Source organism: Actinomycetaceae bacterium MB13-C1-2 (assembly GCA_035621235.1).
Lineage (GTDB): Bacteria > Actinomycetota > Actinomycetes > Actinomycetales > Actinomycetaceae > Scrofimicrobium.
In genome coordinates, this window is record CP141731.1 from 1784761 (window position 1) to 1803465 (window position 18705).

The 18705-nt window shown below is 56.9% G+C and carries 17 protein-coding genes; 13 read left to right on the forward strand and 4 right to left on the reverse strand.

Annotated features, from left to right (window positions below):
• The first annotated feature begins 36 nt into the window (after positions 1-36).
• The 9 genes from U6G28_07795 (at position 37) to miaA (ending at position 9659) form a co-directional block, all read left to right on the forward strand.
• Positions 37-2913: a DNA translocase FtsK gene (locus U6G28_07795; GenBank protein WRS29426.1), complete on the forward strand. Its 2877-nt coding sequence runs from the start codon at positions 37-39 to the stop codon at positions 2911-2913.
• Positions 2914-2990: 77 nt separating this feature from the next.
• Entirely contained in the window at positions 2991-3614 is a 624-nt protein-coding gene (gene pgsA, locus U6G28_07800) for a CDP-diacylglycerol--glycerol-3-phosphate 3-phosphatidyltransferase (protein ID WRS29427.1), read from the forward strand.
• A 179-nt stretch (positions 3615-3793) separates the two neighbouring features.
• Positions 3794-4114: a helix-turn-helix transcriptional regulator gene (locus tag U6G28_07805; protein ID WRS31216.1), complete on the forward strand. Its 321-nt coding sequence runs from the start codon at positions 3794-3796 to the stop codon at positions 4112-4114.
• A gap of 23 nt (positions 4115-4137) precedes the next feature.
• Positions 4138-4362, forward strand: a complete 225-nt coding sequence (locus U6G28_07810) for a DUF3046 domain-containing protein (protein WRS29428.1) — start codon at positions 4138-4140, stop codon at positions 4360-4362.
• A gap of 353 nt (positions 4363-4715) precedes the next feature.
• Positions 4716-5807, forward strand: coding sequence for a recombinase RecA (gene recA, locus U6G28_07815; protein ID WRS29429.1), 1092 nt, complete (start codon positions 4716-4718; stop codon positions 5805-5807).
• Between the two features lie 100 nt (positions 5808-5907).
• Complete coding sequence (locus tag U6G28_07820) at positions 5908-6453, forward strand: regulatory protein RecX (protein WRS29430.1); 546 nt, start codon at positions 5908-5910, stop codon at positions 6451-6453.
• Positions 6437-7090, forward strand: coding sequence for a CinA family protein (locus U6G28_07825; GenBank protein ID WRS29431.1), 654 nt, complete (start codon positions 6437-6439; stop codon positions 7088-7090). Before U6G28_07820 ends, U6G28_07825 begins: the two co-directional genes overlap by 17 nt.
• Before the next feature lie 91 nt (positions 7091-7181).
• Positions 7182-8705 (forward strand): tRNA (N6-isopentenyl adenosine(37)-C2)-methylthiotransferase MiaB, encoded by a 1524-nt coding sequence (gene miaB, locus U6G28_07830; protein WRS29432.1) that lies wholly within the window; start codon positions 7182-7184, stop codon positions 8703-8705.
• 6 nt (positions 8706-8711) lie between these two features.
• On the forward strand, positions 8712-9659 hold the full coding sequence (gene miaA / locus U6G28_07835) for a tRNA (adenosine(37)-N6)-dimethylallyltransferase MiaA (GenBank protein WRS29433.1): 948 nt from the start codon (positions 8712-8714) through the stop codon (positions 9657-9659).
• Here the strand turns inward: miaA and U6G28_07840 are convergent.
• Complete coding sequence (locus U6G28_07840; protein WRS29434.1) at positions 9603-10232, reverse strand: methyltransferase; 630 nt, start codon at positions 10230-10232, stop codon at positions 9603-9605. The genes miaA and U6G28_07840 overlap by 57 nt on opposite strands.
• 60 nt (positions 10233-10292) lie before the next feature.
• Here U6G28_07840 and hflX point away from each other — a divergent pair, with 60 nt between their 5' ends.
• A complete protein-coding gene (gene hflX / locus U6G28_07845; protein WRS29435.1) occupies positions 10293-11831 on the forward strand; it encodes a GTPase HflX in 1539 nt (512 codons plus the stop codon).
• A gap of 51 nt (positions 11832-11882) precedes the next feature.
• Positions 11883-12881 carry an L-lactate dehydrogenase gene (locus U6G28_07850; GenBank protein ID WRS29436.1) on the forward strand — a complete coding sequence of 333 codons (999 nt, stop codon included), beginning with the start codon at positions 11883-11885 and terminating at the stop codon, positions 12879-12881.
• A 138-nt stretch (positions 12882-13019) separates the two neighbouring features.
• On the opposite strand, the gene lexA is transcribed toward U6G28_07850, so the two are convergent.
• On the reverse strand, positions 13020-13679 hold the full coding sequence (gene lexA, locus U6G28_07855; GenBank protein WRS29437.1) for a transcriptional repressor LexA: 660 nt from the start codon (positions 13677-13679) through the stop codon (positions 13020-13022).
• A gap of 198 nt (positions 13680-13877) precedes the next feature.
• Between lexA and U6G28_07860 the strand changes: the two genes are divergently transcribed.
• Together U6G28_07860 and nrdR are read left to right on the forward strand one after the other, a co-directional pair.
• Entirely contained in the window at positions 13878-14417 is a 540-nt protein-coding gene (locus U6G28_07860; GenBank protein WRS29438.1) for a LysM peptidoglycan-binding domain-containing protein, read from the forward strand.
• A 356-nt stretch (positions 14418-14773) separates the two neighbouring features.
• Complete coding sequence (gene nrdR / locus U6G28_07865) at positions 14774-15244, forward strand: transcriptional regulator NrdR (GenBank protein ID WRS29439.1); 471 nt, start codon at positions 14774-14776, stop codon at positions 15242-15244.
• Positions 15245-15472: 228 nt separating this feature from the next.
• Here the strand turns inward: nrdR and U6G28_07870 are convergent, their stop codons facing one another.
• Positions 15473-17422, reverse strand: coding sequence for an AMP-binding protein (locus U6G28_07870; protein WRS29440.1), 1950 nt, complete (start codon positions 17420-17422; stop codon positions 15473-15475).
• Between the two features lie 57 nt (positions 17423-17479).
• A complete protein-coding gene (gene serA / locus U6G28_07875; GenBank protein ID WRS29441.1) occupies positions 17480-18691 on the reverse strand; it encodes a phosphoglycerate dehydrogenase in 1212 nt (403 codons plus the stop codon).
• Between the last annotated feature and the right edge of the window lie 14 nt (positions 18692-18705).

An 18705-nucleotide genomic window follows, 5' to 3' on the forward strand; every position in this document is an offset into this window, starting at 1 on the left:
GCCTATTTGGGTGGTAGCAGGTACCTTCAAGTTGTTATGGCAACTCAAGCAAAACAGAGTTCGTCCACCAAGGGCGGACGGGGTGGCAAACGCGCGACGTCCACCAACAGGGGTACAGGCGCGCGCTCAAACTCAAATCAGTCTCAAGAAAAGGCTCGCCAGGGCGAACTGGAATTTGAGGATGGAGGCCAGAAGAGCCACGGACCAATACGCAATTTTGGATCATCTGTCGCTATGGGATGGAGAGGAATTCCACCCCAACTAAAGCGCGATGCTCTCGCGTTCCTGCTTATCGCAGCAGGAATAATCGTCGCTCTTCGGGAATGGTTTGGTATCTCGGGGCAGGCGGGGGAGGCCATCCATCACGCGGTTGCCGGATTAGTTGGGGTCTTCTCGGTTATTGCCCCTCTTGTCCTGGTTTTTTGGGCGGTCGGCTTGATCACGGCGCGCAAGTCCACCGAGGCCATTGCCTACCGTTTCGCAGGCATGATGGGAGTAGTCGTTGCCGCAACCGGCCTGGTTCAGGTAGCAAAGGGCAACCCGCCGATCTCCCCTTTTGGTGGTCTTGAGGATGCGGGTGGTCTGTTTGGCTGGTTCTTCACCTACCCACTAGCGCAACTCTTGTCCGGCTGGGGCGCTGGTCTAGTTCTGGTACTGCTTCTGCTCTACTCGATCCTGATTGCATTCAGAACTCCTGTCCGCGAGGCTCCAGGAAAAGTCGCTGCGCTCTGGAGAAAGATTACCGGTGCGACCGATAGTGGCGAAGCGGAACAGGAAGAAACTCGCGTCGGCCTAGCAACCGCCGGTGACGAATGGCTTCAGCGCGAAGGTGCTAAGGACCTGGCAAACTCGAACAAGCGCAAGCCGCGTAGGAAACTTTTGCGGGGGAAGAAGTCCGAAGAGATAGCGCAGGTTCCGGTCGAGCCGGAGGGACCGTTTGGTCTAGGCAGCGGTGTTGCGGAGGTCGATTCTCGAAGCGGGGCGATGTCTCAGGCTCCGTTTGATTTCGGCTCGGGTGACGCGACTGAGACGGTAGTCTCTGAAGGGCCTATTGGGTCGACCAGTAAAGTTAGCGGCGGCCCTTCACCGATTGTGACGAGTGCGACTAGTGGATCGGGCCTCGAACCTCGCGGCCCTGCTTCCCGTCAAGAGGTTGCCGATCGAACGGACGTTTCGATTGAGATGGTTCGGCCCGGAGAAGCCGAGGCCATCATGGCGAATTATCAGCTTCCACCTCAATCGATGTTGAAGAAGGGACTTCCCCACAAGGAGCGCTCGGCGGTCAACGATCAAGTCGTTGAGGCGTTGCAGAAAGTGCTCCGTGACTTCTCAATCGACGCGACTGTTTCCGGCTTTTCCCGTGGCCCGACAGTCACTCGCTACGAACTTTCCCTGGCGGCAGGCGTGAAAGTTGAGCGGATTACAGCGCTCTCTGCCAACATTGCCTACGCGGTCGCAAGCGCCGACGTTCGGATACTGGCGCCGATTCCCGGTAAGTCTGCGATCGGTGTGGAGATTCCAAATGCAGATCGTGAAACGGTCGCCCTCGGCGACGTGTTGCGCTGCGGACAGGCCCAAAAGAATCATCACCCGTTGCTTGTCGGTGTTGGGAAAGACGTCGAGGGCGGCTACGTCGTTACTAACCTGGCGCGCACTCCGCACCTGCTGGTCGCCGGTCAGACGGGTTCCGGTAAATCCTCGTTCGTGAACTCAATGATTGTCTCGATCCTGATGCGCGCGACTCCGGAGCAGGTTCGTATGATCCTGATCGATCCGAAGCGTGTTGAGCTAACGATTTACGAGGGAATACCCCATCTGGTAACCCCGATCATTACTAATCCTAAGAAAGCCTCAGAAGCTCTCGAGTGGGTGGTGCGCGAGATGGACGCACGCTACGACGATTTGGCCGACTACGGATACAAACACATTGATGACTTTAATGCGGCTATTCGCGAGGGCAAGGTCCATCCTCCAGATGGGTCGAAACGGAAGCTGAAGCCATACCCCTATCTGCTTGTGGTTGTGGACGAACTGGCGGACCTCATGATGATTGCTCCGCGCGACGTTGAGTCATCGGTCCAGAGGATCACTCAGCTCGCTCGTGCAGCGGGTATCCACCTGGTTCTCGCAACCCAGCGACCCTCGGTGGATGTCGTTACGGGACTTATCAAGGCCAACGTACCTTCGCGACTGGCTTTTGCGACTTCGGCTCTCGCCGATTCCCGGGTTATTCTGGATCAACCGGGCGCCGAAAAGCTCATTGGGCAGGGCGATGCACTCTACTTGCCGGCCGGGGCAGCAAAGCCGATGCGCGTCCAGGGTGCGTGGGTAGATGAGGCCGAGATTCATTCGGTTGTTGCCTACGCTAAGTCGCAGATGGCTCCCTCGTACAGAGAAGACGTGATTGCCCCGGCGAAGACAGCGAAAGTTGCTGAGGATATCGGAGACGATCTTGATGATCTGCTGGCGGCTGCCGAGTTGGTTGTGAACACACAACTCGGTTCAACCTCAATGTTGCAGAGAAAACTCAGGGTCGGCTTCGCACGCGCCGGCAGACTTATGGACCTGCTTGAAGCCCGCGAGATAGTCGGACCTTCGCAGGGTTCGAAGGCTAGAGAAGTCCTGGTTCCCCCCGAGGAACTTCCATCGGTCCTTGCCCTGCTACGAGGGGAGTCTGACTCTCTTCACTCTGAGCCCGAACTCGCACCGTCGGTGAATGATGCCCCCTCCAACGAAGTCTGGGACGAGTGGGACAACATGGTCGATGAAGGCGCGCCCGAACCGTCTCCCGGCATAGATTCCTACCAGCCTTTTAGCGATCCAGAGGCAACCCAACCGATCTCGCGGGTGGGAGCCTGGGAGGACCCGAAGACGGTGAAGCTTCCAGGCACGGTTCAGCCCTCAGACCTATGATGGATTCGTTCGGGAGTATTTCCATTGCGGCCGATTAGCCTGCGTGAAGCTGCGCGTAGAGATTTCAGGTGAGAGAGATGATGTCTGACACCGACGAAGCAAAGAAGGCGGATCAGCCCAGTTCGTTCAACATCCCCAATGCCCTAACCGCTTTGAGACTGGTCTTGGTTCCAGTTTTCCTGTGGCTATTGCTGGTGGACACGGCACCCTCCAGGTGGTGGGCGCTCGCGGTCTTCATGGTTGCCGCTTACACGGATCACCTTGATGGCGAGATCGCCCGCAAGAAGGGCTTGATTACGAACTTCGGGAAGCTAGCAGACCCACTGGCGGATAAGTTCATGACTCTGGGAGCATTCATAGTGCTTTCAATCATGGGTGAGTTGACCTGGTGGTTTACCGTGATCGTGGCCATCCGCGAGATTGGGATAACCATTCTGCGAGAGGTGCTAAGGCGTAAGAACGTCGTGGTGGCGGCTAGCTCGGGGGGCAAGCTCAAGACCGTGTTGCAGATCGTCCTGATCTGGTTGATGATCCTTCCGTGGTCGTCTTTCCTTCCGGCGGGGACGGTCTGGATGCAGATTGTGACCGTCGTCATTGCGATCGTCGCTGTCGCGGCGCTGACAGTGACAGTGGTCTCTGGTGCGCAGTATGTAATAGCTGCGGCGCGCGGATCGGCGACCCAGGAAAGTGCTAGCAAATAGCTCGAAGTTTCCTGGGAAAAACGACTCATTCTGTGTTAGAGCACACGGAATATTTTGGCAATACCTGCGTTTTATATTGCATGAACATGAATTACTCGAATCGTCCCGGCGTATACCGGGGAAGCGGCGCTGGACGGGTCTCGCATCCCGTCCCATCTACCAAGTACTCTAAAGGCGTGATTGAGACAGTGAGCAAAGAACTACCCTTGCTTCGAACCGAACTGGGCGATGTGCTTCGTTCGCTTCGCTCCCTGCAGGGACGGACGCTACGCGAGGTCTCGTCAGATGCCCAGGTTTCACTTGGCTATCTGAGTGAAGTTGAACGTGGCCAGAAAGAAGCCTCGTCAGAACTCCTTGAGTCAATCTGCGGTGCGCTCGGAGTTCCACTGTGGTTCGTGCTACGGGAAGTGGCCGATCGCATGATGATGCTTGATGAGACTCGGGTTCCAGATACTGTTCCAGATGAACTACTTGTGGAACAGCTTGCGAACCTTCGCTAGTTCCTATTTGACGGTTCAGCCCCATGACTGAGTCTGAGTTTTGGGAAGCCCTAGAGCAGGTCTTCGGGCCGACTCTAGGGCATTCTCTTGTCCAGGATCTCCATATCTCGGGCCTTGGTGGAACTCCGGGTGAAGCGCTCGCTCGGGGTATCAAGCCTGATGAGGTGTGGGAAGCACTAATTGTCGAGGTCGGTGCGGGCGAGGAAGCCCGGTGGATTCATCGTCGCCCAAAGAAAAAGCATTCCTGAGAAACGCGCCCTCTCTCGGGTTTCCAATCAGATCGGGGCACGACACGCCGTATTCTGCGGCACGAAGACGCCCCGATCTGATTGGAAAACTAAAGTTTGCTGACGGAGTATGCGCATGCGAGTTTTCTGACAGGGGCCTTTTCGCCACTGCGTGTCGTAACCAATCGAACGGATGTTCGAGTATGGTTATCAACATGTAACCGCTTCTCATTCAATTCACAGACGTGGAATGGGCGGGAGGCCAAATGTCGGTGGTCGGGCATACGGTTGCTTTCGCAGTCCGGAGAGGACATGCGAAAAACTGACCAGCTTAGATTAACGGCCGGAGAGGCCGCCTGACACAAGGAGTAGCGATGGCTAAAGTCAGCACGGGTAAGTCTGAGGTAGGCGTAGCTGGAGATAGGGATAAAGCCCTTGAACTTGCGTTGAGCCAGATTGACCGACAGTTTGGCAAAGGATCGGTGATGCGACTTGGGGACGATACTCGTCCGCCGGTCAAGGTCATTCCGACAGGTTCTCTTGCTTTGGACATCGCCCTTGGGATAGGCGGACTTCCTCGCGGTCGTGTGATCGAAATTTACGGGCCGGAGTCCTCCGGTAAGACAACGGTTGCCCTTCACGCGGTTGCCAGCGCACAAAGAGCCGGCGGTAATGCTGCCTTCATTGATGCGGAGCATGCTCTGGATCCGGAGTACGCAAAGGCTCTCGGGGTCGATACGGACTCACTTCTAGTCTCTCAGCCGGACACGGGCGAACAGGCACTTGAAATCACCGACATGCTGATTCGCTCGGGCGGCATTGACATTATTGTCATTGACTCCGTGGCCGCACTGGTGCCCAAGGCTGAGATCGAAGGAGAGATGGGCGATTCTCACGTTGGTCTTCAGGCAAGACTGATGAGCCAGGCATTACGAAAAATTACGGGCGCACTTTCTGCAACGGGAACCACTGCTATCTTCATCAACCAGCTCCGTGAGAAGATTGGCGTTTTCTTCGGTTCCCCAGAAACGACGACGGGTGGCAAGGCCCTCAAGTTCTATTCCTCAGTACGCATCGATGTCCGTCGCATTGAGACACTGAAGGAAGCCGGGGCTCCGGTCGGGAACCGCACCCGGGCCAAGATCGTAAAGAACAAGATGGCACCACCGTTCAAGCAGGCCGAGTTCGACATCGTCTATGGCAAGGGAATCTCTCGTGAGGGTTCGATCATTGACATGGGTGTAGAAAGTGGCATCATCCGTAAGTCGGGATCGTGGTTCACCTACGACAAGGATCAACTGGGCCAGGGCAAAGAGAACGTTCGGCAATTCCTGACGGATAATCCCGACCTGGCTGATGAGATTGAAAACAAGATCCTTGCTGAGATGGGATTGGGTGATCCTGTGGCTGAAGCTGAAGCATCCCAGGTTGAAGCTGATAGCGAGTTAGCTGGACCCGAACTCTAGTCTCTAGCCTCGAAGCAAAACGAGGGGAGTGACATGTCCACGACCGCAGAGGGCAAGGAATTCCGAGTCGAGTTCTCGGGGGCTACCGGGAAACGGCCCCATGTCCACTAAGGATAACGCGAGGGAATCTAACCGGGATGGTTTTCGGAGCAAGGAACCTCCGAAAGGTAGCGCTTACGACGGCGCCGTAAGACTCCTCGGCATGAGGGAGCACTCAAGGTTTGAGCTGCAACAGAAGCTTAATGCGCGAGGTTTTGATCCTTCCGATATTGAGTCAGCGCTTGATCGACTTATTGAGCAAAAGTACCTCGATGACCAAAGATTTGCGGAGATACTGTCTCGACAGTATTCAAATCTCGGTCGTCGGGGACTCACGGAACAGATGAAGAAGCGAGGAATATCGAAGGATATCTGGGAGCCGCTAGTTCTCCAGATCGATTCTAGGGAAGAGTTTGACAGGGCCCTTAACGCTGCCAGACGCAAGACTCACCTCGTCCCTGACGATTGGGACCAGCGAGAGAAGTGGAGACGGAGAACCGCGAGCTTCCTGCAACGTCGAGGTTTCAACCAGTCGGTCGTAATGGCGGTACTGGCTAGGCTCATTGAAGAATCTGATAGCGAGGAGCGCGATGAGCAGGTCTGGTGATATGGAAGAGACAACGCGTGTAGCGGCTCCAAAGGCTACTACTCGGATTTGGGAGGACTCTAGTGTGAACGCCGAGGCGCCTGGCACTACATCAGCCCCGATGACGACAGCGTTCTCAGTTCCTGCCCCGCTTTCATCCGCAGACGAGCTACTCTCGCGACTCCGGGACTCCGGCCTCACACTTGCGACCGCAGAGTCATTGACGGGAGGGTTGCTGAGTTCGGCAGTAGTTGATATTCCGGGCAGTTCTAGCGTATTCAGGGGCGGGGTTATTTCATACGCCACCGACATTAAGCATTCGATCCTGGGAGTTGAACAGCGGCTTCTGGACAATGGTGGTCCGGTGCAGGCGGAGGTCGCACTGCAGATGGCGCTGGGTGTGGCAAGACTGATGGACGCCTCGCTCGGACTCTCTACAACCGGTGTCGCGGGACCGGGAGATAGCGAAGAGGGGCCACAGGGCCTGGTCTATGTTGCGGCAGTGCTGACGAGTCTCGAAGACCGGACACATGAAGAGTCCATTGAAGTAGTCTCGAAACACAGGTTTGAGGGATCCCGTGAACAAGTAAGGGCGCAGTCGGTGGACGCGGCGTTGGCCCTTAGCGCTGAATTGTTGAGAACATTCCGGGAGAACTAGACGTGGCACCTCACTCAATCAGGTCCGGCATGACGTGGGATTGGACGCTCTCAGTTGGACCCGCGCGGCAAGCGAAGTAGGCTTTCAGCCGATGGAAACTCAGTTACTTGACGTCCCGGCACTGCCGCGCACGTACTCGGTTCGAACGCTCGGATGCCAGATGAATCTGCACGACTCCGAACGGATGGCAGGTCTGCTTCAAGACATGGGACTCGTTCCCGTAGAGCTTGTCCCCGAAGCAGCCGCGAGGGCAACTGAAGCGGGCGACAGCGGAGCAGACGTCGTCGTCATCAACACCTGTTCGGTGCGTGAGAATGCCGCGAACAAACTCTTTGGCAATCTGGGCCAACTCGCCTCAGTCAAGCGTGATCGGCCCGGGATGCAGATTGCCGTCGGCGGTTGCCTCGCCCAACAGATGCGAGATGGAATCGTTCAGCGTGCTCCGTGGGTTGACGCTGTGTTTGGAACTCACAATATCGACGTGCTCCCGGCACTTCTGAAGCGGGCCCAGCACAACAGTGAAGCCGCAGTAGAAATTGAGGAATCGCTCAAGGTCTTTCCTTCCACTCTTCCCTCGGCGAGGGAGTCCTCATACGCAGCCTGGGTCTCAATCTCGGTCGGTTGTAATAACACCTGTACCTTCTGCATCGTCCCTCGTCTGCGCGGACGCGAGCGCGACCGCATGCCTGAAGAGATACTTGACGAGGTCGGCGCAGTGGTAAGTGAGGGCGCTATCGAGGTGACCCTGTTGGGGCAGAACGTAAACTCATATGGAGCCTCGTTCCGAGACCGTAAGGCGTTCGCTTCGCTACTTCGTAAAGTCGGCCAGGTTCAAGGCTTGGAACGACTCAGGTTTACCTCGCCCCACCCCGCGTCTTTCACGGATGACGTTATCGTCGCAATGGCCGAGACTCCTACGGTTATGCCGAGCCTTCACATGCCCTTACAAAGCGGCTCTGACCGAGTCCTAAAGGAAATGCGTCGCTCATACCGCCGCTCTCGCTTCGAGGGGATTCTAGAGCGCGTCCGCGATGCGATCCCAGATGCAGCGATCACCACCGACATCATTGTCGGATTCCCAGGTGAGACGGATGAAGACTTCGAGCAGACGCTAGAGGTGGTTGAGCAGTCACGCTTTGCCTCCGCATTCACGTTCCAGTACTCGCCTCGACCGGGAACTCCTGCTGCTGGCCGCACAGACATGATTCCAGACGACGTGATGGCCGAGCGATACTCGCGCCTAATCGACCTACAGAACCGAATCTCGACGGAAGAGAACGAGGCCCTGGTGGGCAGGGAACTGGAAGTTCTGGTTGCCGAGGGCGAGGGACGCAAGGACGGATTCACGCGACGACTTTCAGGACGATCCAGAGACAACCGTTTGGTTCACTTTGCAGTTCCTGAGGGGAGCGTCGAACCTCGCCCCGGTGACATGGTCTCGGTTCGTGCCACTCACGGCGCGCCACATCATCTATTGGCCGACTCCGGGCTTGAGACGGGCGGACTATACAGCGTGAGAAGAACTCGGGCGGGAGATGCTTGGCAGACACGTCAGAGCGCTCCCGAAGAAGACACCAGAGTAGGGTTGGGAATCCCAACCCTTCGCGTCAGGTAGAGCGCAATGATTCTGGCGGTAGTGGGACCCACTGCCAGCGGTAAGTCTGACTTTGCTCTCGACTTGGCCGAGCTGTACGCGGCACACCTCACAATCAGCGGCCCCGAGGCGGTCGAGATCGTTGGCGCCGACGCCATGCAGCTGTATCGCGGAATGGACGTCGGAACCGCGAAGCTGCCTCTTGCGGAGCGCCGAGGGATCATCCACCATCAGATAGACGTTCTAGACATTATGGACGAGGCTTCGGTAGCAAAGTATCAAAAGGACGCGCGTGCAGACGTTGCAACCATCCAGCGCTCCAACAAGCTTCCCCTTGTAGTTGGAGGATCGGGTCTCTATGTCAGGGCTCTACTGGACGAGATGCACTTTCCACCCACAGACCCGGCAATCCGCGAAAGACTCGAAGAGCGCTTGACTCGCTACGGCCCAGAAACGCTGCACCGGGAACTGTCGGAGTCTGATCCTGAAGCAGCTCGCAGTATCAATCCGAGAAACGGAAGGCGTATCGTCCGTGCACTCGAAGTTATTGAGGTGACGGGCGAACCCTTCTCAGCGACGCTGCCCAAGCGGCGGTATGTCTCACCTGCCGTCCAAATTGGGATTCGTCGCGATGCGAAAGAGCTTGAACAGCGGATTAGTCTTCGGACTGCGGCAATGTTTGATGAGGGTCTGGTCGAGGAAGTCTCCCGGCTCAGAGAGATCGGACTTGGCGAATCCAAGACGGCTGCAAGAGCAACCGGGTACTCCCAGGTTCTCGCGATGCTAGAGGGACAGATCAGCGAGAAAGAGGCGCGCGAGTCGATAACACTTGCGACAACGCAGTTAGCGAAGCGTCAGATCAAATGGTTCCGGGCGGACCCCCGGATAACTTGGATCGATGGGGTAGACCCGGTCTCGTTACAGCTTGCTCTTGAGGTTCTTCTGAACGCTCAGAACGCGGAAACCCCTCTTTGACGCGACGCGGCTGGTGACGAAGTCCTGACTGTCAAGCCAACGGGCCATTGAGTCGGCGCCGAGGTTCTTTCCGATAACCAGGTATGCGATACCCGTCTCAGAGAGGTGAGAGAGCCAGCGAAGCAGCAACTCCTGCAAGGGCTTTTTCCCGATCCGTACGGGCGGATTGGACCAGATAAGGTCGAATGTTGTATTTGAGGACGCCTGTCGTTTCAAGGCCTCTGGCTCGGTCATGGTCTTGATATTGCCAAGGTCGAGATTAGCGGCGTTCCTGGCAGTTAGGTTGAGCGCTCGTTCGTTGACATCCACTGCCCAAATCTGCGCGCCCGGAGACTTCGTTGCTAGAACGGCCGCAATGGGCCCCCAACCGCACCCTAGGTCAAGGAACGTTCCAGTCGGCGGGGGAGACGGGACTGCTTCTAGAAGAACTCTCGTCCCAATATCCAGGCCGGACGAAGAAAAGACCTGGTCGGCAGTGACCATTTGAAGGGATAGGCCCTGGATCGCGACGCGCACCGGCCGCAACTCGGACTCACGCGCGATCTCGTTGCTGGTGAAGTAATGACTGCTCACCCTAAGTAGCGTAGTTGCCCGGGCGGTAAGCTGGAACCGAGGACAGATGAAAGAGGACTTGTGCCAGAAGAACTGACTTTGGAAGAACAGCGGGAAGCCAACCTGCAGCGAGCTGAAGAAGTTGCTGCGCGGGTACTGGCGCGCGGTGCACAGGCCCTGCAGTCCGGCGAGACAGAAGATGATTCCTCGCCGGAGATGAGCGAGGAATGGGAAGAGCGTCGGGCGACTGGGCGCGGAACCTCATTCTCTACAGAACTCGAAGATGTCTCCGAGGTTGAGTACCGCAAGGTGCGCCTCGAACGTGTCGTCTTAGTGGGTTTGCGAACCGACCAGACCTTGGCTGAGGCCGAGAACTCGGTTGCCGAATTGGCGGCCCTCGCAGAGACGGCGGGGTCCGAGGTATTAGCATCGCTAATCCAGCGGCGAATGAACCCCGATCCAGCAACGTATCTAGGTCGAGGAAAAGCCGAAGAATTGCGCGAGTTGGTTGCGGAAATGGGTGCCGATACGGTGGTCGTCGACTCTGACCTTGCACCCTCGCAACGGCGCGCGCTTGAGGATGTCGTGCGGGTTAAGGTCGTTGATCGGACGGCCCTGATCCTCGATATCTTTGCCCAGCACGCAAAATCCCGCGAGGGCAAAGCACAGGTCGAGCTGGCCCAGCTTGAGTATTTGCTACCCAGGCTTCGTGGCTGGGGTGAGTCAATGTCCCGTCAGGCTGGTGGCCGAGTCGCCGGAGGCGAGGGAATCGGTTCCCGCGGACCCGGCGAGACAAAGATCGAACTGGACCGGCGCCGTATCCGCACTCGGATGGCCAAGCTGCGCCAGCAGATCCGCCAGATGGCCCCAGCGCGTAAAACGCAGCGTTCTGGCAGGCGCAAGGGAGGGGTGCCATCCGTTGCTATTGCCGGTTATACAAATGCTGGAAAATCGACGCTTCTCAACGCGCTAACCGGGGCGGGAATCCTGGTGCAGGACGCGTTGTTCGCCACCTTGGACCCCACGGTCCGTCGGACAACCACGCCCGACGGAAGACAGTACACCCTCACGGACACTGTCGGTTTCGTTCGAAATCTTCCGACTCAACTGGTCGAGGCTTTCCGGTCAACACTCGAAGAGATCGGTGAGTCTGACGTGGTTTTGCACGTAGTCGATGCCGCGCACCCTGATCCCGTGTCTCAGGTGCAGGCGGTGCGACAGGTTTTGGCAGAGATTGAGGGATACAGGCCTTCTGCAGAGGTAATCGTCCTTAATAAGGTTGATCTGGCAAAGCCAGAGGCCCGCGCGATGCTCCGAGCCACCTTTCCGGAGGCCATTGAAATCTCGGCTCACACTGGGGAAGGAATCGAAAAACTGCAGGAAGTTATCGCCGCCCGCCTTCCCAGACCTCAAGCTCAGGTTGACCTAGTTGTTCCTTTCTCGGATTCCCGTTTGGTCAGCGCCGCACACGAGACCGGTGAGGTGATGAGCGAGGAGTGGAGCGAGCGAGGAACCCATCTGGTCGCTCGCGTTGATCCAGATCTCGCGGCGGCGCTTGAGGCAGCAGCATCCGCTCTGCGTGACGGAGAGGTACTCGCTGACTCCGTCACGTCAGACTAGTAGATTTGATTTTGAGCAATAACACAGGTGCACCAGCAATAGGAGAACAAATTGTCCAGCGACGATGCAAAGACCTCGGATACTCCGACAATCTTGGCGCAGGGGCGCCCTTCAAAGCTCTCCGTGGTCGGTGCGGGTGCCGTTGGTACCGCTGTTGCGTACTCAGCAGCGATAAGCGGGGTAGCCCGATCCATTGCTCTCTACGACATTAACGGACCGAAGGTACGTGCCGAGGGGCTCGACATTGCGCACGGTATCCAGTTCATGCCGGTCGGAGCTGTTGAGGGCTCGGACGACATAAACATCCTGCAGGGTTCTGACATGGTCATTGTGACCGCGGGCGCAAAACAGAAGCCAGGACAGACCCGCATGGAGCTAGCCGAGTCCACGGTCGGTCTGATGAAAACCGTTATTCCAGAGCTGATGGCTGCCGCCCCCGATGCTATCTATATGTTCGTTACCAACCCGGTTGACGTCGTGACGTACGCGGCGATTCAGATCATGGGTCGGCCCTCGGGCCACGTGTTTGGCTCGGGAACAGTCCTTGACAGTTCAAGGTTCCGCTACCTTATTTCCCGTGAGACCGGGGTCTCATCGAAGTCAATTCACGCGATGATTGCCGGAGAACATGGCGACTCCCAGGTGGCGCTCTGGTCCAGTGCTGAAATCGGGAACGTTCCGGTCGACCAGTGGGGACCCACACTAACCGGCCGTATTTTTGACCCTGAACTAAAGAACGATATTGCCCAGGACGTGATCAACTCGGCCTACAACATCATCGAAGGGAAGGGTGCAACAAACTACGCGATTGGAGTGGCCTCGAACTACATTGCTGGTTCCGTATTGCGCGATGAGCACAGGGTTATGACTGTGTCGACGTACCTTGATGACTGGAACGGTATCTCGGACGTGTGTATGGCGGTTCCGACCGTTGTCGGACGTGAGGGTGCAGGACGTATCTTGGAGCCGCCGCTGAGCGTTGAGGAACTACGAGGGTTGCGTAAGTGTGCCGACCAGATCAGGCAGGCTGCGAGATCACTGGGGTTCTAGCTCAGAACTGAACTTCCAATCAGACCGGGGACTTCTACGGTGTTTTTTTGCGGCGTGTCGGCGCCTTATCTGATTGGAGATGCGTACGACGGATCGGCGAAATGTTCCCGCAAATACGCACGTTGACCTTTAGGCGAGCTAGAGCGCGCGCACCACGGTGACAACGCGGCCCAAGATGACTGCGTGTTCGGCTGGAATTGGCTGATAGTCCTCATTACGAGGCAGAAGCCAGGCGCCGTCCGAGGTGAGTGACCAAACCTTCACAGTTGCCTCGTCTTCAATCATTGCCGCGACAATCTCGCCGTTGTTGGCGGTTCTCTGCGCGCGCACCACGACAAAATCACCGTCGCAGATCGCTGCCTCAACCATCGAGTCGCCATGAACTTCAAGCACAAATAACTGGCCGGTTCCGGTCAGTCTGGTAGGCAGAGAAAACACATCCTCTACGTTCTGCTCCGCGGTGATTGGCGCGCCTGCCGCGATACGTCCCACTAGAGGCACATCGGATGCGTCTCCCTCTGCGTGGGAGACCGGAATCTCAATCGGTGTCGCGGCCTGACTATCAGGTTGCGGGGAGTGTTCAGTGGAGCGTAGTGCGCGAGGTCGCCCTGCGACGCGCTCCAATAACCCCAATTTTTCGAGTGCATCAAGGTGGTGTTTGACTGTCGAGGGTGAGGCCAGCCCGACACGCTCACCAATTTCACGAACTGACGGCGGGTATCCGTATTTCTCAATGTTGTCTTGGACAACGTCCAATATCTGACTCTGACGGGGCGTGATCCGCGTGGTTTCAGTCATTGTCGTCCCTCCGGTCTTCCGCTACCTCTCCTTGAAGCGTAGGCGAAAGTACGCCGTAATCAAACATATGTTCGAGCGAGTCTTCATTTTGTCGGACCCCGGTGTTATCGTACAAGTGTTCGACGAACAGATGTTCGACTAGATCAAAGGGTAGTGCATTCTCTGGGCCGATTGGCCTTGGGCAGTGGAGGTAGAACAATGAGTGCGGTAACGGCATACGTGGGAATTGATTCCAATATCGGCACCGCCGACAGAGAGCGTCAGCGCTTGGCTCCGGTAATTGATATCGCTGAAGCCCGAGATCGCAGGGTGCGGGCAGAGTCGAGGTCCGCGCATCTTTCCCAGAGTGATCGAATGGAACTTGAGAAAGCTATCCGTCGTCATCCGGCTTCTCAGACTTTGCGAAGCCCTCATAAGTCTCCTCAATCGGAACCACAAACTGCTTCGGTTCGCTACGTCACGCGGGTTCCGACCTACGCGAAAGTTCTCGGTTGGACGGCTGGAGTCATGCTTGCAGTCGGAGGGGGAGTGGGTCTCGGATCGGCTTTGAATCCGGGAACCTATCAGGGGGACACCTGGACCCATACTGTGGCCTCGGGTGACTCGCTCTGGGGAGTTGCCGCTTCCCTGAACTCCGGTCGCGGACTGGAGGATGTTGTCGAGGACATCCGGATGCTAAACGGACTGGTTGACGCAACGCTGATTCCCGGGCAAGAACTCTTGGTTCCCGTCGACTGAGGCTTGGGGTTCGCCGCGCTGGTTTGGTGGGATTCGCCTTTTTCTTAGAACCGGCATCCGCTTTCTTCTTTGGACCGGAGTCAGCTTCGTATTTCACCGCGTCTGTTTTGTCTGATTCGTTTTCTTTTTGGGTTCGTACCGATTGCTATTTCACCGGGTTTGTTGAGCGGACTCAACCTCTTCCTTGGACCAGTATCCGGTTGGTATTTGACCGGGTGTGTTGTGCGGATTCAGCCTCTTCCTTGGACCAGTGTTCGGTTGGTACTTGGCCAGGTTTGCTTTGCGGATTCAGCCTCCACTTTGAGTTAGCGCCAAGTCGGACTACGGTTTCCTTACCCGGTATTTGGGAGGAAACCTTGCGCTGCCCCTTTTGTCAGCATGACGACACTCGTGTAGTCGACACCCGTGTTACCGACGACGGCACCACTATCCGCCGTCGTCGTGAATGCAGTGAGTGCCATGGGCGCTTCACAACTACTGAGACTGCGAGCTTCTCGGTCGAGAAACGATCTGGTGTAGTCGAGCCATTCTCACGAGACAAGATCACCACCGGAGTTCGCAAAGCCTGTCAGGGGCGCCCGGTCTCGGAACGGGAACTGGCATATCTCGCTCATCAGGTCGAGGATGCCCTAAGAGCCACCGGACAGGCTACCGTCTCGGCTGACGAGGTTGGCAAAGCTATCCTGCCGTTTCTTCGTCAGCTCGACGAGGTCGCCTATCTGCGCTTTGCGTCGGTTTACTCGTCATTCCAGTCCCTCGATGATTTTGATCTGGCAATCGCTGAGCTTCGCGCAGATCAGACCCGGGAGGATTCCACGGCAGGCTAGAAGTCGTGAGACTTCTTCCGGTGGTGACAGCTACCGTGTGAACCAGTCTGTCCTTTACCGGACCTGCTGGTTTCGGGCCGAGTCCGCTCTTTTGGCGGCTTTACCGCTGTTCTGGCCCGGTTCGTTCTTCTGCGCTGGACCCGGTCTGAAGCTAGTTTGGCTTTCTGCCGGTTTGCTACAGTTCTGGCCCGGGTTTGTTCTTCTGCGCTGGACTCGGTCGCTGTTGAACTAGTCTGCGTCCGTAGAGTGCTCAATCTCCGTCGTTTCTTCACGCTGCTCGCTGGTTACCTCAGACTCATGTTCCTCAATGAGGTCCGAGTCATCCGTGCCGGCCGAGGCCTGCTTGATGAACTCGGTGGCCTTCGATCCAAGCCCAGAGGCAATGTCCGAGGTGGCGGCTGCCGCGCTCGCAAGAGATTCCTTTGCTGCCGTCGTGGCTTGTCCTGCCCGTTCCGCCAGATCAGAAACCTGTTCCGCCACCGCAGCCAGACCGACCTTCATGCCGTCCTGAATGTCGCTGATTTGCCGCTGGACACGGCGTCTCATGACTTTACCTATCTGGGACTTCGGAAGCTCTTGAACGACGACAATCTGCCTGGGAAGAGCGTAGTGTGCCAGAGACTTCTCGGCCCACTCGCGAACGTCGGCAAGCGAAATCGAGGCGCCGGCCTCAAGAACCAGAGCGGCGACAACGTCCTCGCCCGAATTCTTTCCGCTCGGCATTCCGACCACGGCAACGTCTTCAATGCCTGGCATAGATCGAACGGCGTCCTCTACCTGGCTGGGGTAGATGTTGAAGCCCCCGGAGATAATTAGCTCTTTGCGACGGTCTGCCATGTAGATAAAGCCGTCACGAATCTGGACCAGGTCGCCGGTGTGAAGCCAGCCATCCTTGAGGACTTCGGCTGTCTCTTCAGAATTCTCCCAATAGCCTCCAAAAACCTGCGGTCCTCGTGCCAGAAGCTCACCAATTTCACCTGCGGGGACATCCACCTCGGTGTTTTCGGGATCGACAATTCGCACCTCGGTCGAGGGGAAGGGGACTCCCAGAGCACCGGCCCTTTTGAGAGGTGAGACGGGTGAGCCGAGCAAAATCGGAGACGCCTCACTCATCCCATAGCCCTCGATCATTAGGCCACCGGTCGCTTGCTCCCAACGCTCCATCAGTTCCTGGCTAAGAGGCATCGCCCCGGACAGCGAGAACGTCATCGAAGTCATGTCTACGGGAATGTTCTCTAGCTCGGCAAGAAGACGATCGAACATTGGAGGTACTCCCAAGAAGAAAGTACAGGGTAGACGTCGCTGTGACAGCAGTATCTGGGACGGATCGAACTTAGGGAAGACAGCGATTGTAGCTGCAAGGCGTAGACCAGCGAGTAGTGAGATCGTGAGGCCGAATGCATGGAAATAGGGAAGCACTGAGTAGAACACCTCGGCGCCCTCGTGAAGCGGAGGAACCCAGGCGACCGACTGATACACGTTTGAGCAGAGATTCTTGTGGGTCAGGGCCACTGCCTTCGGAACCCCGGTGGTTCCGCCTGTGTGAATAAGCAACGCGACCTGGTCAGCAGCTGAGGGGCAAGTGCCATTCCAAGGCTTCGCGTTGCTTACGGTCTTGTTCCATGAAACAACCGTTTTTGGAACCTTAGCTCCGAGTTGGTTCTTCCGCTCGCGAATGGACTTGAGAGGAATCTTCAGTAGAGCGCGGCTGGTGGCCGAGAGATCGTGGGCCAGATTTACCCCGTAGACGCGTTTGCTAGCGTCCAGGAAGTCCATATTCGTTATGGCCTTCTCCCAGGCAACAACCACGTTCGCCCCGTGCCGTTCAAACTCGTGTCGCAGTTCCTCTGCCGGCGCGAGAGGATTGTGCTCAACAACGATTCCACCGATCAGGGTCGTAGCGAACAGGGCAACGATATGTTGAGGGCAGTTAGGCATTACGAGCGCCACGCGATCGCCAGGCTTGACCCCGGCCTCGCTTAGTACCGTTGCTGCTTTAAATACCTGTTGTACGAGGTCCTCGTACGAGGTTTGTTGCGCCAGGAAATCGAGCGCAACCCGCTTCGGGTAAAGCTTTGCCGAGTCGAATAACAGATCAATAAGGCGCCGGTCGCCAGAATCGGTCCGATATGGAACCCCCGGTGCGTACTCGGTCCTAAGTTCGTCAGTTAGCGACATCGTTGCCCACTCCCTCGCCGTCAAAGCTTGCCGGTCTCAGTCTAGGGTGCGTCTTCGTCACATTTGCAGGTTCAGGCACCGAGCCGAGACATTTGCGTTTGAGAGCTTAAGCCGTTCCAGAACTAGAGGGGGCAATGGAGTGGACACATCTGTTATCGCGTAACCTAGTGAGCCCATCGTCGCTAGGCCCTGCCCCTCAACATTGATGTGCGTTGATGCTAATGCTTCGTTCAGATGAGCCATCACGCCGGGAATGTTGTGGTGCATGAATGTGAGACGGGCAGCGGAAGAGGGAGTGACCGGAAGCGACAGGTTCGGCACGTTCACGGCCATTGACGTGTTGCCAAGAGTCAGATAGTCAATGAGCTTCTGCGCGACAAAAGCTCCGATATCGTGTTGCGCCTCAATGGTGGAACCCCCGATGTGCGGAGTAAGAATGACGTTGTCCATTCCCTGAAGCTCAGAGTCAAATGGGTCTCCCGTCTCCTTTGGTTCCTCTGGAAAGACATCCACTGCCGCGCCGATAAGGTGACCTGAGTCGAGTGCTTCCTTTAGGGCAACCTGATCCACCACGAAACCCCGGGACAGGTTGACCAGAACGGAACCGGGTTTCATCGTCGCCAGTTCCTCGGCGCCGATCAGGTTCTTGTTGGCGGGATTCCCATTGACGTGAATTGAGACCACGTCGCTTCTTCGCAGCATGTCAGCCATGGACGAGGCCTTCTCAGCATTACCCAGCGCGAGCTTTTCCTCAATGTCGAAGAAGAGCACTCGCATGCCCATGGCTTCGGCAAGGACCGAGAGCTGCGTACCGATGTTTCCGTACCCAAGGATGCCTAAGGTGCGTCCCCGAACCTCGTGTGCATTGGCCGCCGTCTTGTCCCACCGCCCTTTGTGCAGTTTCGAGTTCTTGACCGTGAGACGACGGGTGAGGGCAATGATTTCGCCAACTGCCAGCTCAACGACAGATCGTGTGTTGGCATACGGGGCGTTGAAGACGGGTACTCCTCGCTCAGCAGCTGCCCCAAGGGCTACCTGGTTGGTGCCGATGCAAAACGCCCCGATCGCCTCCAAAGACGGACTGTGCGCTAAGACTTTGGTCGTCACTTCCGTCTTTGATCGGATACCGAGGATCTGGACCCCATCGAGAGCATCGATAAGTTCGTTCTCGTCTAGGCCGCCCTTGACTACGCGGACATTAAGTCCTGCCGACTCAAGGATCTCGGAGGCAATCTGGTGTGGGTTCTCAAGCAAAAGTACGTTGGTCACGGCCCAATGTTCCT